Origin of the sequence: Vibrio clamense (genome assembly GCF_050337905.1) — a bacterium.
Lineage (GTDB): Bacteria > Pseudomonadota > Gammaproteobacteria > Enterobacterales > Vibrionaceae > Vibrio > Vibrio cortegadensis.
The window spans coordinates 319,479-335,233 of the sequence record NZ_JAKJTJ010000022.1 but is presented as its reverse complement, the minus strand read 5'-3'; the positions used below and the strand labels follow the sequence as shown (position 1 = coordinate 335,233).

At 42.4% G+C, this 15,755-nt stretch carries 12 protein-coding genes; 11 read left to right on the top strand and 1 reads right to left on the bottom strand.

Annotated features, from left to right (window positions below; translation table 11 throughout):
• Positions 1-63: 63 nt before the first annotated feature.
• Positions 64-543 carry a tRNA (uridine(34)/cytosine(34)/5-carboxymethylaminomethyluridine(34)-2'-O)-methyltransferase TrmL gene (trmL, locus tag L4C39_RS10820; protein WP_261888612.1) on the top strand — a complete coding sequence of 160 codons (480 nt, stop codon included), beginning with the start codon at positions 64-66 and terminating at the stop codon, positions 541-543.
• Positions 544-693: 150 nt separating this feature from the next.
• Here trmL and L4C39_RS10815 read toward each other — a convergent pair whose 3' ends face one another.
• A complete protein-coding gene (locus L4C39_RS10815) occupies positions 694-1,248 on the bottom strand; it encodes an FxsA family protein (RefSeq protein WP_017053362.1) in 555 nt (184 codons plus the stop codon).
• 286 nt (positions 1,249-1,534) lie between these two features.
• Here L4C39_RS10815 and aspA point away from each other — a divergent pair, with 286 nt between their 5' ends.
• The 10 genes from aspA (at position 1,535) to L4C39_RS10765 (ending at position 15,695) form a co-directional block, all read left to right on the top strand.
• Positions 1,535-2,986, top strand: coding sequence for an aspartate ammonia-lyase (aspA, locus tag L4C39_RS10810; RefSeq protein ID WP_017053361.1), 1,452 nt, complete (start codon positions 1,535-1,537; stop codon positions 2,984-2,986).
• A gap of 85 nt (positions 2,987-3,071) precedes the next feature.
• On the top strand, positions 3,072-4,385 hold the full coding sequence (locus L4C39_RS10805; RefSeq protein WP_429745844.1) for an anaerobic C4-dicarboxylate transporter family protein: 1,314 nt from the start codon (positions 3,072-3,074) through the stop codon (positions 4,383-4,385).
• A gap of 669 nt (positions 4,386-5,054) precedes the next feature.
• Entirely contained in the window at positions 5,055-6,500 is a 1,446-nt protein-coding gene (locus L4C39_RS10800; protein WP_429745842.1) for a YfcC family protein, read from the top strand.
• A gap of 1,085 nt (positions 6,501-7,585) precedes the next feature.
• Positions 7,586-8,806, top strand: a complete 1,221-nt coding sequence (gene arcA / locus L4C39_RS10795) for an arginine deiminase (protein ID WP_113795421.1) — start codon at positions 7,586-7,588, stop codon at positions 8,804-8,806.
• A 107-nt stretch (positions 8,807-8,913) separates the two neighbouring features.
• Positions 8,914-9,828 (top strand): carbamate kinase, encoded by a 915-nt coding sequence (arcC, locus tag L4C39_RS10790; RefSeq protein ID WP_017053214.1) that lies wholly within the window; start codon positions 8,914-8,916, stop codon positions 9,826-9,828.
• Between the two features lie 100 nt (positions 9,829-9,928).
• Complete coding sequence (argF, locus tag L4C39_RS10785) at positions 9,929-10,939, top strand: ornithine carbamoyltransferase (RefSeq protein WP_017053213.1); 1,011 nt, start codon at positions 9,929-9,931, stop codon at positions 10,937-10,939.
• Positions 10,940-11,447: 508 nt separating this feature from the next.
• A complete protein-coding gene (gene pyrB, locus L4C39_RS10780) occupies positions 11,448-12,377 on the top strand; it encodes an aspartate carbamoyltransferase (RefSeq protein ID WP_429745839.1) in 930 nt (309 codons plus the stop codon).
• Between the two features lie 16 nt (positions 12,378-12,393).
• On the top strand, positions 12,394-12,858 hold the full coding sequence (gene pyrI / locus L4C39_RS10775; protein ID WP_017053211.1) for an aspartate carbamoyltransferase regulatory subunit: 465 nt from the start codon (positions 12,394-12,396) through the stop codon (positions 12,856-12,858).
• 322 nt (positions 12,859-13,180) lie between these two features.
• Positions 13,181-13,669, top strand: coding sequence for an arginine repressor (locus L4C39_RS10770; RefSeq protein WP_017053210.1), 489 nt, complete (start codon positions 13,181-13,183; stop codon positions 13,667-13,669).
• 175 nt (positions 13,670-13,844) lie between these two features.
• On the top strand, positions 13,845-15,695 hold the full coding sequence (locus L4C39_RS10765; RefSeq protein WP_429745836.1) for a protein-disulfide reductase DsbD: 1,851 nt from the start codon (positions 13,845-13,847) through the stop codon (positions 15,693-15,695).
• Positions 15,696-15,755 lie beyond the last annotated feature (60 nt).

Here is a 15,755-nt window from a genome sequence, read left to right as displayed (position 1 = left end):
GCTGTATTTCCGACTATAGCCGTCTTATACTCCTTGCCTATCTTATTTATATAGTGGACTCATATGTTTGATATCGCTCTTTACGAACCTGAAATCGCGCCAAATACTGGCAATATAATTCGTCTTTGTGCCAACTGCGGAGCAAACTTGCATTTAATCGAGCCGCTAGGATTTGATTTAGAAGAGAAGAAAGTTCGCCGTGCAGGGTTGGATTATCATGATCTCGCACGAGTGAAGCGTCATAAAAGCTTAGAAGCCTTTCTAGAGTATTTACAGAATGAGCGTGAAGGTGATTTCCGAATCTTTGCCTGTACAACGAAGACAACGGGTCATCACGTGGATGCCTCTTTCCAAGCGGGAGATGTGTTGATGTTTGGGCCAGAGACTCGCGGCCTACCTGCTGAATATATTGAAAGCTTACCAATGGAACAGCGAATTCGTATTCCAATGATGCCAGATAGCCGCAGTTTAAACCTGTCTAACGCCGTGGCTATTATTGCGTTTGAAGCTTGGCGACAAATGGGCTTTAACGGCGCGGTTTAATCGAACCTAATTCATTCTCATGCAGATCGCGTCAAAGACGTCATCCATTTTTCGTGAATGATCAGACAAGTCGCTGAGAGCAAAAAGCAAAAAAGGATTGAGCATCACGCATCAATCCTTTTTTATTATCGGTAATCTTAGTAGAGATGACTATTTCAAGCGTTTGCCTTCATCATCTTCTCTTTTTTCAAACTCACCTTCGAAGGTATTACCATCATCTCTTTGTTGTGAATTGAACGGGTCGCGATGAAAAGGGTCTTGCTCAAATGGGTTATGCCCACTTTGATTTGCATTTCCTCCCATCGGGCCTGAGCCAAATGAACCGGCGTTAAATCCACCCGACATGTTATTCACCACCATTTTGCTCATTAACTGTTTTGCAATCATAGCTCGTGGCGCAGGCAGTAATACCAACATACCAAATGCATCCGTCATAAAGCCTGGCGTTAAGAGCAACACACCTGCTACGGCAAGCATGACACCTTCAAGAATCTGTTGAGCTGGCATTTCACCTTGCTGCAAACGGCCTTGAACCGACATCAGGGTTTGAATACCTTGGCTACGAACCAGAGAAGCGCCCGCAAATGCAGTGATCAAAACCAAGGCGATAGTTGGCCATAAACCAAGGAAGCCACCCACTTGGATAAATAAGCCAATTTCAATGATTGGCACAAATATAAATAGTAAAAGTAAAATCGGAAACACAAGTCCTCCTTTGGTTTTCTTCAGTGTATGCCGAAACCCCTTACAAGCTCAAATTTATCCTGTAAAAAAGCTTATCAAAACGAAGTCAACGAACTTTGCAAAAGAATGACAAAACAAAAGCAGAAAAGGTGATCTAGTTACTATTTTTATGCGCACAGTACAGTATTATGTGCCACATAAGTCAGGACGGATTTTACAGCCAAAAACTCTAGCGAATGGATTCTTTACGCACAGAATTGGCTAATAAACTACTATATTGTCAGAATAAATCTCTAAGGATCCTGTTATGGCTACCCTATCTGAAAAAAATTGCACTGCAAATCAAGCAACTCGTCTAGAAGAAGACCTTCTTGGTCAACGTCATGTTCCTGCTGATGCTTACTACGGCATCCATACTCTACGTGCAGTGGAAAACTTCAATATCTCTAATGTGACTATTTCAGATGTACCTGAATTTGTTCGTGGCATGGTCATGACAAAGAAAGCCGCTACATTAGCAAACAAAGAGTTAGGTGTTATCCCAAGTGACGTAGCAAAATTCATCATCCAAGCTTGTGACCTGATTCTTGAAACAGGCAAATGTATGGATCAATTCCCATCGGATGTTTTCCAAGGTGGTGCTGGTACTTCTGTAAACATGAATACCAACGAAGTTATCGCTAACGTTGCTCTAGAGCTTATGGGTAAAGAAAAAGGCGAATACGATTTCGTTAACCCTAACGATCATGTGAACAAGAGCCAATCGACTAACTGTGCTTACCCAACAGGCTTCCGTATTGCGGTATACAACAGCGTAACTAAGCTAACTGAAGCGATTGGCTACCTAAAAGGTGCTTTCGAACTTAAGAGCCAAGAATTTGATACCATTTTAAAAATGGGTCGTACACAGCTGCAAGACGCCGTTCCAATGACAGTTGGCCAAGAGTTCCATGCTTGGGCTGTAACGTTAAATGAAGAAATTAAAAACCTAGATTACACATCTAAACTGATTCTAGAAGTGAACTTAGGTGCGACAGCGATTGGTACTGGTCTTAACGCCGCTCCTGGTTACCAAGAGTTAGCAGTAAAACACTTAGCAGCAGTTACTGGTCTTGAGTGCGTACCAGCAGAAGACTTGATCGAAGCAACGTCTGACTGTGGTGCTTACGTGATGATCCACGGTGCACTAAAACGTCTAGCCGTTAAACTGTCTAAAATCTGTAACGACTTACGTCTTCTTTCTTCTGGCCCTCGCGCTGGTCTGAATGAGCTGAACCTTCCTGAACTTCAAGCTGGCTCTTCTATCATGCCTGCAAAAGTTAACCCTGTAGTACCTGAAGTAGTAAACCAAGTTTGCTTTAAAGTTCTAGGTAATGACAACACGGTTTCTTTTGCTGCTGAAGGCGGTCAACTTCAATTGAACGTAATGGAGCCAGTTATCGCGCAAAGTATGTTTGAATCTTTAGACATTCTAACTAACGCTTGTGTGAACCTACGTGACAAGTGTGTAGACGGCATTACGGTAAACAAAGAAATTTGTGAAGCGCACGTGTTCAACTCTATCGGTATCGTGACTTACCTAAACCCATACATTGGCCACCATGAAGGTGACATTGTTGGTAAGATTTGTGCTGAAACAGGTAAGAGCGTTCGTGATGTTGTTCTAGAGCGTGGCTTACTGACTGAAGAAGAGTTAGATGACATCTTCTCTGTCGAGAACCTTATGCGTCCGCAGTACAAAGGCAAACGCTACGAATAATAGATTAAAGAATAAAGGCTCTGGAGACAGAGCCTTTTTTTGTTTCTGACCAAATTATCAATAACTATATATTTAGGAGTCACTCATGTTTTTACTTGAGCTAATCGTCGTATTGGGATGTATCCTGATCGGTGCTCGTATCGGGGGGATCGGCCTCGGCGTTATGGGCGGTGTCGGTCTTGCGGTATTAAGTTTTATTTTCGGCATCCAACCAACAAGCCCACCAATTAACGTAATGTTAATGATCATGGCGGTGGTTGCAGCGGCAGCAGCAATGCAAGCGTCTGGTGGTTTGGATTACATGATCAAGATTGCATCTGGCATTCTGCGTAAAAACCCTCGTCACATCACTTTCATCGCACCTTTAGTGACTTACTTTTTCACAATGATGGCAGGTACTGGCCACGTTGCTTACTCTGTTCTACCTGTTATTGCAGAAGTGAGCCGTCGTAGTGGTATTCGCCCTGCACGCCCACTGGGTATGGCCGTTATCGCATCACAATTTGCGATTGTTGCAAGCCCAATTGCAGCTGCTGTTGTCGCTTTGGTTGCCTTCCTAGAACCACAAGGCATCACACTAGGTAACGTGCTTTCTGTGACGATCCCAAGTACTTTCCTTGGCCTTGCTTGTGCTTGTGTCATTGTTAACAAACTTGGTAAAGAGCTAAAAGACGATCCTGAATTCCAACGCCGTATGCAAGATCCTGAGTTCCGTAAAGAGATGGAACAAGAGGAAGCGGTTGAAGATATCATCATCACACCACAAGCGAAAAAATCAGTAGGCATGTTCCTATTTGGTGCGCTAACAGTGGTTATCATGGGTGCTTTCCCATCACTGCGCCCTCAATTTGATGGCTCTCCTATGGGTATGGCGCACACCATTGAAATCGTAATGCTAACGGTTGCTGCTCTTATCATCTTGATCTGTAAACCAGACGGCAATGCGATTAGCCAAGGCTCTGTGTTCCATGCTGGTATGCGTGCGATTGTGGCTATCTTCGGTATTGCTTGGTTAGGCGATACTTTCATTGGCGGCCATGCTGCAATGGTAAAAGAGGCGGTATCTGGTTTAGTTGAAGTGGCACCATGGACATTTGCATTCGCGCTATTTGCTCTATCGGTAATGGTAAACAGCCAAGGCGCAACAACTGCGGTTCTTGTTCCAGTGGCGATCGCTTTAGGTCTTCCACCAACGATCATCATTGCAACCTTCGTTGCGGTTAACGGCTACTTCTTCATTCCAAACTACGGCCCTATCATCGCATCGATTGATTTTGACCGAACCGGTACCACCAATATTGGTAAGTACATCTTCAACCACAGCTTTATGATCCCTGGCTTACTCAGCATGGTATTTAGCATTGTATTTGGTCTGATCCTATCGAACATCATGATCTAATCGAGTCAATTTTGCATTGAATAAAGAGGAGCGATTATCGCTCCTCTTTTTATTTCTCACCAGTCACCCATCGCTTTTCTTCACTGAATCATGCGCTTAATTATCATCCAGTTTTATTCAGCAATAATCTGCGTAACTTAGTGTAAATTCTTATATTTTTAGTTACTCAAAGCACAAAACAAATCTAGATCACGCTTCATATTTGATATGCATCAAACATTATCGAAATAACAGCAAAAACATAGCTGAATTTTCTTTTGCATAAAATTCCAAACATTTATGCACACGACCTCCTAGAGACCCGAAAATAAAAGAACACGCCTCAACCAGCAGCATAGATAACCACTTTAAGCACACTAATACCCTGATAATCCCAAGAACGGCTATTGAGCATAAAGTTAGCACAATAAAAGTGTGAACAACGCCTAGGATAGATTTCACAATGGGATTTAAAATAGCCGCCAGATAAATGAAACTTTAAATTTAATATCGGATTTAATTTAATAATCACAAATATAAATTATTGGTTTAATGCATTATTTAATTAACTAATCATTTCGCATTTTGATTAAAATTCTTTATTTACCCATTTTTGGATCAGCTATTTATTTTTGACTCGCGAATTCACACTGAACTGCCTTTAGAGCAATGACGTGAAAGGAGATTGCTATGACTACCGAAACTGTTCAAAAGGAAGAAAAAGGCGGCTTTTTTGCTAACTTTAAATTCCCTTCTGCTTACACTATTTTATTCCTACTGATTGCAACTGTTGCACTTCTAACTTGGATCGTTCCAGCAGGTCAATACGACCGCGCGATGAACGAAGAACTAGGCCGTGAAGTGCCAATCACTGGTACCTACAAAGCGACTGATGGTAACCCACAAGGCGTTGTTGATGTACTAATGGCTCCAATCGATGGTTTCTACGATCACAACAGCTATGAAGCGGCTGCGATTGATGTATCACTTTTCATTCTAGTTATCGGTGGCTTCCTTGGCCTAGTAACGAAAACAGGTGCAATCGATGCAGGTATCGAACGTGTAACCGCTCGTCTTGAGGGGCGAGAAGAGTTAATGATTCCGATACTCATGGCGCTCTTTGCTGCTGGTGGTACGGTTTATGGTATGGCGGAAGAATCTCTACCATTCTACACGCTACTTGTTCCAGTAATGATGGCCGCTCGCTTTGACCCATTAGTCGCAGCAGCAACGGTTCTACTAGGTGCTGGTATCGGTACTCTAGGTTCAACAATTAACCCATTCGCTACTGTTATCGCAGCAAACGCAGCAGGCATCCCGTTCACTGACGGTATCGTGCTACGTGTTCTTATGCTTGTTATCGGTTGGGTTATCTGTGTTGGTTACGTTATGCGCTATGCAAAAATGGTACGTGCTGACCAAACTAAATCAATCGTTTACGATAAATACGAAGAGAACAAAGCGCACTTCCTTGGAAACCAAACGGGTGAGCTTCTTGATTTCACAACTACTCGTAAAATCATTCTAACTATCTTCGCTGCTTCATTCGGTGTAATGATTTACGGTGTATCGGTTGCTGGTTGGTGGATGGCAGAAATCTCTGCAATGTTCCTAGGTTCAACTATCCTTATCGGCCTTATCGCTCGCATGAGTGAAGAAGAGTTCACCACTAGCTTCATTGATGGTGCTCGTGACCTATTAGGTGTTGCGCTAATCATCGGTATCGCACGTGGTATCGTGGTAGTAATGGACCGCGGTATGATCACTGATACTATCCTGTTCGCTGCAGAAAACGCAGTAACTGGCTTGTCATCTATCGTGTTCATCAACGTGATGTTCTTACTAGAAATTCTACTATCATTCCTAGTTCCTTCATCTTCAGGTCTAGCGGTACTAACAATGCCAATCATGGCTCCACTAGCTGACTTTGCTGGCGTAGGACGTGAACTCGTTGTAACGGCTTACCAATCTGCATCTGGTCTAGTGAACTTAATGACACCAACGTCTGCAGTGGTTATGGGTGGTCTTGCTATCGCTCGTGTACCATACGTTCGCTGGGTTAAGTGGGTCGCTCCACTACTTGCAATCCTATTGGTTGTAATCATGGTTACGCTAAGTATCGGCGCTATCATGTAATCACAGCATTGACTGTTAAAAACCGCCTACGGGCGGTTTTTTTTCGCTCTGTATTTGTCTTTCCTGACGTCCTTTCTTATCGTCCATCACATACCACCTCTTACTCACGAGCGTTGTATCTTCTACTGCATGCTGCTCCATGAGTCGTCATGCTGACCCTTTTCTCTCTTCTTCTCGTCAATGATGCCTGGCCATCAATCTACCGCTACAAGTATGGCCATACGAGCCGCTAGATCTGCGTGAGCCATTAAACTGCCCTGCCTATTCAGCTCATAGGCCTCATATTCAAGTCCCAAGTCTTCAAGTCTTCAAGTCTTCAAGTCTTCAAGTCAAGAATACATACGGAGACGCACCGTCAACCATGGTCGCATCAACATCAACATCAACATCAACATCAACAGTAGAAGTAGAAGTAGAAGTAAACACCTATTATTTATACGTGTTTATTAATTCATTTTGATAGATTTATATATATCACGACTATTCATCCATAACATTTATGGCTAATTAAATGGTTGAAACATAATTAATGAGTATTTTTGAATAACTATAAAAAAAGAAATATTACAATATTATCGCCGACTCATTTTGAATAATAAAAACACCCTAAATTCACCAAAAAAAACGTCATTACCCCAAAATATAAAATGTGACCTACAAGCACTTTACGTAAAAAAGTTTTGTTAAAAAAACACACAATCCAACCTAAATGCATATAGATACACAGTTATAGTGAATAAGAAAATTGCATATCCACCTCTCTATAAAAAATATTATTGAATAAATTTCCCATAAAAATCCAGCATTCAACCAACAACGGCATAAATAGCGAATAATTACGCGAAAAAGCCACTAAAAACCCATGTCAATTTAAAGTAAATTGCTGCATAAAATTTGTTACAAGCCCCGCCACACAAGGGTTTCACGTGAATAATCTATTTGTGACTAACCTCTAAGAATCCTATTCACTCTGGAGTAATATGGGCTCCAGAAAGAAAAACTGGATATTTAAATTAATCCTTTATTCCCTACGAAATAATAATGTGCTTTTAAATATAAAAGCATTCAAATAGAGAGATAAGATTATGAGTAAGTTCTATGTAGGTTCTGAAGTTGGCCAACTACGTCGCGTTCTAGTTCACCGTCCAAGACGTTCACTTAGCCACCTAACACCATCTAACTGCCACGACTTATTATTTGATGATGTGTTAGCAGTAGAACGTGCAGGTAAAGAGCATGATGCATTTACTAAAACGTTACGTGACCAAGGCGTTGAAGTTTTACTTCTAACAGACCTTCTTGCTGACACTCTAGCAGTAGCTGAAGCGAAAGAATGGTTGCTGACTCGTCAAGTGTCTGATTACCGTTTAGGTAAAACATTTGCAAATGACGTACGTTGCTACCTAGCTGACCTACCAAACGTTGAACTTGCTAAAATCCTAACGGGTGGTTTGTCTTACGCTGAAATGCCAATGAAATCATCTTCTATGATGCAAAGCATGCACGCTCCGACAGACTTCATCATCGAGCCTCTACCAAACCACCTATTTACTCGCGATACTTCTTGCTGGGTATACGGCGGTGTTTCTATCAACCCAATGGCTAAAGAAGCTCGTCAACGTGAAACTAACCACGTTCGTGCAATTTACCGCTGGCACCCAACATTCGCTGGTGCAGACTTTGTTAAGTACTACGGCGACGAAGAAAAAATGTACGACCACTCTACAATTGAAGGCGGCGACGTTCTTGTAATTGGTAAAGGTTCTGTACTTATCGGTATGTCTGAGCGTACAACGCCACAAGGTGTTGAGCAGCTAGCTTCTAGCCTATTCAAACATGGCCAAGCGAAACAAGTTATTGCAATGGAACTTCCTAAACACCGTTCTTGCATGCACTTAGATACAGTAATGACACACATGAACGAAGATACATTCTCTGTTTACCCAGAAGTGGTTCGTAAAGACGTTCAATGCTGGAGCTTAACTGGCGACGAAACTGGCGCTGTTAACGTTAAAGAAGAAGGTTACTTCGTTACTGCTATCGAAAAAGCACTAGGCGTAGACAAGCTAAACCTAATCACAACTGGTGGTGACAACTTCACTGCAGAACGTGAGCAATGGAACGATGCTAACAACGTACTAACTGTTAAACCAGGTGTTGTAATTGGTTACGAAGGTAACACTTACACTAACGAAAAATACGACAAAGCGGGCATCACAGTTCTACCTATCCCAGGTGACGAACTTGGTCGTGGCCGTGGCGGCGCACGCTGCATGAGCTGCCCAATCGAACGTGACGGTATCTAATCGCCACTTTCAACTAAGCAATTCGTGTTAAAGCAACAAAAACTAAGCTAAATACTAAGGTCGGAATAACGATTTCGACCTTAGTCAGAATTCAAAGAGAATCGATTATGACTAAGCAAACTGTTGTCGTAGCGTTGGGTGGTAATGCACTACTACGCCGTGGTCAGCCACTTGAAGCTGATATCCAACGTGAAAATATTGAAACCGCAGTTAAAACTATCTCTAAGATCGCCGAAGAGTACAACGTAGTTCTAGTGCACGGAAACGGCCCACAAGTTGGTCTATTAGCACTACAAGGTTTGGAATACAAAAAAGTAAGTCCATACCCATTAGACGTTCTGGGAGCAGAAACTCAAGGCATGATCGGCTACATGTTGATGCAGGAATTTAGAAACTACCTTCCTCAAACACATATCTCTTGCATGTTGACTCAAATGACTGTTGATCCAAAAGATCCAGCGTTTGCAGACCCAACAAAACCAATCGGTCCAATTTACGAAGAAGCGGAAGCGAAAGAATTGGCTGAGAAATACCGCTGGTCAATTAAGCCAGACGGCAAACATTTCCGTCGTGTTGTGCCTAGCCCACAACCGACAGGCATCATCGAAAGCGACGCTATCACTACGCTTATCGATCAAGGCCACTTAGTAATCTGTACTGGCGGTGGCGGCATCCCAGTAAAAGAAGAGAACGGTAAATTAGTCGGTGTTGAAGCGGTTATCGACAAAGACATGTCAGCGGCTTTCCTTGCGAAACAGCTAGACGCAGATGCACTACTTATTTTAACTGACGCTGACGCGGTATACCTAGACTGGGGCAAACCAACGCAACATGCTCTAAGCGCAACCACACCAAGCGAATTATCTCAGTACGAATTCGATGCAGGATCAATGGGGCCTAAGATTGAAGCTTCATGTGAATTCATCAAACAAGGCGGCAAGTTAGTTGGTATCGGCGCACTTGAAGATGGCCTACGCATCTTGAAGGGCGAAGCGGGAACTAACATCAAACGCGACGCTTAATAGTTTAAAAAGATAAAAAATACTTAAACCCAATACTTAATTTAGACATGCTCCCTACACCTATTGTCGTAGGGAGTCATAATACAAGAAGGAATACATCATGGCTTTTAACCTACGCAACCGTAACTTCCTAAAACTTCTAGACTTCACTCCACGTGAAATCCAACACATGCTAGAACTAGCAGCTGAGTTGAAAAAAGCGAAGTACAACGGTTACGAGCAGCCTCGCCTAACGGGTAAAAACATCGCGCTTATCTTTGAAAAAGCGTCTACTCGTACTCGTTGTGCATTTGAAGTTGCTGCATATGACCAAGGCGCTAACGTAACTTACTTAGGCCCTTCTGGTTCTCAAATCGGTTACAAAGAGTCAATGAAAGATACAGCACGCGTTCTTGGCCGCATGTACGATGGCATTGAATACCGTGGCTTCGGTCAAGAAATCGTTGAAGATCTTGGCGCATACGCTGGTGTTCCAGTATGGAATGGTCTAACAGATGAGTTCCACCCAACTCAAATTCTTGCTGACTTCCTAACTATGCAAGAGCACGGCCGTGGCAAACAGCTACACGAAATGACTTTCGCTTACCTAGGTGATGCTCGCAACAACATGGGTAACTCTCTAATGGTTGGTGCTGCGAAAATGGGTATGGACATTCGTCTAGTTGCTCCTAAAGCATTCTGGCCTGAAGAAGAGCTAGTAGCTCAATGTCGTGAAATCGCTGAAGAAACTGGTGCGAAAATCACTGTTACTGAAAACGTTCAAGAAGGTGTTGAAGGTTGTGACTTCCTTTACACTGACGTTTGGGTATCAATGGGTGAAGCGAAAGAAGCTTGGGCTGCACGTATCGACCTAATGATGCCTTACCAAGTAAACATGGAAATGCTAAAAGCAACTGGCAACCCACATGTTAAATTCATGCACTGCCTACCTGCATTCCACGGTGAAGATACAGTAGTTGGTAAAGAGCTTGCTCAAGAATACCCAATGCTTAAAGACGGCGTTGAAGTAACAGATGAAGTGGTTGAATCTAAGCACTCTATCGTATTCGATGAAGCTGAAAACCGCATGCACACAATCAAAGCAATCATGGTTGCAACACTAGGTCAGTAATTGATTCTGGTTTGATGCATGAACATCGACTAAGACTATATTATTAGGCTCATCAATTGTTCTTAGTCGTTATATTGCGAGTAATATCTTGGATATTACTCGCATATTTTTTTGTAAGACACCACACCTTGCAAACACAAAAAACCTACAAATCAAAAACTTAAACATCAACACCCCAATCGAAACCCAGCATAAACTTCGCATAATATTTCACCTTAAAAATAGTTTACGAAAACGTTTGCACTGAATAGAATTCTACGTATAATCCTTCGCAATTTGCCAAAATAGAGAAAGAAATGAAGACGACCAATCTACACTATTTGATTGCACAAGGCCTGAAAACGGCGTCGTTATCTATTTCATATTTTTTCGAGTTTTGGTTGTTATTGAAAAGATCCCATTAAAAGCCTCCTATTATTGGAGGCTTTTTTTTGTCTTAAATTTGGTGCGGCCCGTTAAAGGGCAGCTTTGATTCATCAGTTTGTTTCGTTGTTAAAGGAAAAACGTTATGGCGCATTCGTTATTTAATAAACATATCATTTCAATTCCAGAGCTATCTCGTAGTGAGCTAGAGTTGATCGTAGAGACCGCTGGGCAACTTAAAGCAGAGCCAAACCCAGAGCTATTAAAAAACAAAGTGGTTGCAAGTTGCTTCTTCGAACCTTCAACTCGTACTCGCCTCTCTTTTGAAACTGCGGTTCAACGCTTAGGTGGAACGGTCATTGGTTTTGATAACGGTGGCAATACATCACTGGCGAAGAAAGGCGAAACGCTTGCCGATTCAGTACAAGTTATCTCATCTTATGTGGATGCCTTTGTTATGCGTCACCCACAAGAAGGGGCGGCACGTTTAGCGTCTGAATTCTCAAATGGCGTGCCAATTGTGAATGGCGGCGACGGTGCGAACCAACACCCAACTCAAACACTGTTAGATTTGTTCTCAATCTATGAGACTCAAGGAACACTGGATAACTTGAATGTGGCTTTTGTTGGTGACTTGAAATACGGACGTACGGTTCACTCACTGACCCAAGCGCTGGCAAAATTCGACAACGTTCGCTTCTTCTTTATTGCTCCTGAAGTGCTATCTATGCCTGATTACATCTGTGAAGAGTTGGATGATGCTGGCATTAAATACAGCATGCACAAAAACATCGAAGAAGTAGTGCCTGAATTGGATGTTCTGTACATGACTCGCGTACAGAAAGAACGCTTTGATGAATCTGAATACGCACACATGAAGGCGGCTTATATCTTAACGGCTTCAATGCTAGAGCCAGCGAAAGATAATCTGAAGATTCTTCACCCGCTACCTCGTGTGGATGAAATCACAACAGATGTCGATAAGACCAAACACGCATACTATTTTGAGCAAGCCGAAAATGGCGTTTACGCTCGTGAAGCATTGTTAGCACTAGTCCTAAACAAAGAACTTTAAGCAGGGGGAATTTATCATGGTAAAAGAGACTCAACTACAAGTAGAAGCAATCTGTAATGGTTCAGTAATTGACCACATCCCTGCTCACGTTGGCATAAAAGTTCTAAAACTTTTTAATATGCATAAAACCAACGAGCGCGTTACGATTGGCTTAAACCTACCGTCATCAGCACTTGGTCATAAAGATCTAATCAAAATTGAGAATGTGTTCATTACTAATGAACAAGCGAACCAATTGGCGCTTTACGCCCCTGCAGCAACCGTAAACCAAATCGAAAATTACAAAGTTGTCGATAAGCTCACACTGTCGCTACCAGAGCAAATCAACGCCATTTTTGAGTGCCCAAACAGCAACTGTATTTCTCATGGTGAACCAGTAGAAAGTGGCTTCAAAGTTCTACTGAAAAAAGAGCGTGTACAGCTTAAATGTAAATACTGTGAGAAAGTATTCTCACGTGGAATCATGACAGAAAAACGCTAATTTAAGTCGATTTAAAGACAAACATGCTAACTCGGCCCATACTGATATTATAGTCAGTATGGGCCGTTTTTTATATTTAACACCTTTGCAATAACTTCAACTATTTTAGCGCACTTTAGATGTTAAAATTCAGAACAAAGAACCCATCAAAAAGCTTAATTATAGTTTTTTATTTGGTGATTAAGCTCAATAAACCAATATAAAGATACTGATAACATCGGCATACTAGTTAATAATATTTGCCTCTCTCATCGCCTTTAGCCTTTTCGTTCAACACTGAACCTAAGCTTGTGACTAAAAGCAGACTAATAAGGAGTTGTCCGTGAATACTGAAAACATACAGGCTACGGCGCTAACTGCCGACGATAAAACATTAACCGCTGCATGTAAGCGTTTACTTCAACAACAAAGTTTTGCGACGCAAAATGACCTACGTTTGCGTTTAATTGAACTTGGGTATGAAGGGATAAGTCAATCCACAGTATCACGCTTATTATCCCAATTGGGTGTCGTTAAAGTGCAAAACGCTTGCGGTAAGAAAGTGTACTGCATGACGGTGGAAAGTGCGCCAGTTCGTGTTGGCTCGTCGATCTCTTCTCAAATTGAATTTATTACACATAACCAGTTAATGGTGGTAATTAAAACTCACCCTGGCAGTGCTCAACTTGTTGCGCGCTTAATTGATATCGATCCACACGGAGAGATCTTAGGGACTGTCGGTGGAAATGACACTGTGATCGTCGCACCAAAAGATGTCAGCAATATTGAAGCATGTGAGCGCGTCGTCAAAGAGCGCCTTGGCGTGCTATAAGGTTTTATTCCATACAATGGCCTAATCATTAGGCCATTGCTCTTCTGCAACTCGCTTCCCTGTGTTCCCCGCCACCACATAAATCATATTTATTTTTTAATAATGAAACTTATCCCCATAAAATCGGGTCTCATTGAGTTAATATACTTTCAACTTAATTCTAGTAAATTTCATTATGCGCGCACTCGTCACTCTGTTTTTCATTGGGTTAATGACAGTATCTAGCCCTGCCCTTGCTCTGTTTGGTAATAGCGATAAATCCGCTGCTTTTGCTCCAACAGACAATAGTTTTGTGCCTGTTGATCAAGCCTTCCCATTGAGCTTTTATCAACAAGGCAACCAAATATCTTTGGATTGGCAAGTCAAAGAAGATTACTACCTCTACCAAGATCGTATTTCAATCAGTGCTGAAAACGTCACTTTAGGCGATATTCAAATGCGCGATGGCAAACCTTACCAAGATGAATTTTTTGGCCAGGTAAACATCTACACTCAACCCCTGTTTGTTGACGTTCCACTGAGCGAATACCAAACTGGCGCACGCTTGATTGTTCAGTACCAAGGCTGTGCGAAAGCAGGATTCTGCTACCCACCGGAAACCCGAGTGATTGACCTCACTCCATTCAATGCTAATGGCGATACAACCACAACTGAACAACGCCCACTTCAACAACAAACCTCAGCAATAACTCAATCTGAGACTCCTGTTGCCGTGGTGCCATCGACTACTTTGAATCCTAATTCTGCGACTGTCGCTCCGGCTTCAAACGATTCAAGCTTAGCCGATAAACTTGGCAATAACTGGTGGACACCTTTCCTATTTCTAGCTCTCGGTGTTGGCCTTGCTTTCACTCCGTGTGTGTTACCTATGTACCCTATTTTAACGGGTATCGTATTAGGCAGCGGTAAGCTCAATCATCGACGAGCATTAGGGCTATCTTTTATTTACGTACAAGGGATGGCTCTCACTTATACCTTACTCGGACTGGTGGTTGCTTCCGCCGGAATGCAATTTCAAGCCGCCATGCAGCACCCTTACGTATTAATAGGTTTGAGCGTGCTATTTGTTGGGTTAGCGATGTCGATGTTTGGCGTTTATAACTTGCAACTCCCAAGCAGCGTACAGACATGGTTGAATACTCAAAGTAATAAGCAACAAGGCGGCAATAGTTTCGGTGTATTTGTCATGGGGGCAATTTCAGGGCTAGTCTGCTCTCCGTGTACAACGGCACCCTTGTCTGGCGCACTGCTTTATGTCGCGCAAAGTGGTGATCTATTTACGGGGGGGATCGCTCTTTATGCGCTTGCAATGGGGATGGGGATCCCTCTCATATTAGTGGCCGTATTCGGCAATAAGTTACTGCCGAAAGCTGGTGGTTGGATGGATAAAGTGAAAACTGTTTTCGGTTTTATCTTACTCGCGGCTCCAATATTTTTGCTTGAACGTATTCTTCCTGAGTTTTGGTCAACCGTGCTTTGGTCAACACTAGGTTTTGCGGCATTTGGTTGGCTGTATCACATCAAAAACGCCTTACCATTTGGAGGTTGGAAACAGAGCTTTATTGGCATTATTGCGGTTTTAGGTCTGTTTGCCTCGGCGCAACCTGCACTCAACTATTGGTTTGCAGATAGTAGCTCTCAACAAAATAGAGCAGAAACGACGGTCAGTTTTATCCGCGTGAACAATATTACTGAGCTAGAACAACAGCTAGTGGAAGCGAAAAAATCAGGCAAGCCAGTCATGCTCGATTTCTATGCGGATTGGTGTGTCGCTTGTAAAGAGTTTGAGAAGTACACCTTCCACCAGCAAGAGGTTGAACAGAAGCTAAAAGAGTTCGTATTACTCCAAGCCGATGTGACTAAAAACCAGCCACAAGACATTGAATTATTAAAGCAATTGAATGTTCTTGGCTTACCAACTATCGAGTTCTGGGACGGAAAGGGTAGCCATGTTCCAAATGCTCGAGTGACAGGTTTTATGCAAGCAGAACCTTTTCTTCGTCACATTCAAGATCATAATTTATAAAACAGAATCGACGTTTTAGAGTTGATTGATACCCGTAATTAAGCCGTTTACCTCTGCGTG

What these genes read in the sequence shown, in the direction of transcription:
- trmL (WP_261888612.1), top strand. Translation starts at nt 64, where the DNA reads ATGTTTGATATCGCTCTTTACGAACCTGAAATCGCGCCAAATACTGGC.
- aspA (WP_017053361.1), top strand. Translation starts at nt 1,535, where the DNA reads ATGGCTACCCTATCTGAAAAAAATTGCACTGCAAATCAAGCAACTCGT.
- L4C39_RS10805 (WP_429745844.1), top strand. Translation starts at nt 3,072, where the DNA reads ATGTTTTTACTTGAGCTAATCGTCGTATTGGGATGTATCCTGATCGGT.
- L4C39_RS10800 (WP_429745842.1), top strand. Translation starts at nt 5,055, where the DNA reads ATGACTACCGAAACTGTTCAAAAGGAAGAAAAAGGCGGCTTTTTTGCT.
- arcA (WP_113795421.1), top strand. Translation starts at nt 7,586, where the DNA reads ATGAGTAAGTTCTATGTAGGTTCTGAAGTTGGCCAACTACGTCGCGTT.
- arcC (WP_017053214.1), top strand. Translation starts at nt 8,914, where the DNA reads ATGACTAAGCAAACTGTTGTCGTAGCGTTGGGTGGTAATGCACTACTA.
- argF (WP_017053213.1), top strand. Translation starts at nt 9,929, where the DNA reads ATGGCTTTTAACCTACGCAACCGTAACTTCCTAAAACTTCTAGACTTC.
- pyrB (WP_429745839.1), top strand. Translation starts at nt 11,448, where the DNA reads ATGGCGCATTCGTTATTTAATAAACATATCATTTCAATTCCAGAGCTA.
- pyrI (WP_017053211.1), top strand. Translation starts at nt 12,394, where the DNA reads ATGGTAAAAGAGACTCAACTACAAGTAGAAGCAATCTGTAATGGTTCA.
- L4C39_RS10765 (WP_429745836.1), top strand. Translation starts at nt 13,845, where the DNA reads ATGCGCGCACTCGTCACTCTGTTTTTCATTGGGTTAATGACAGTATCT.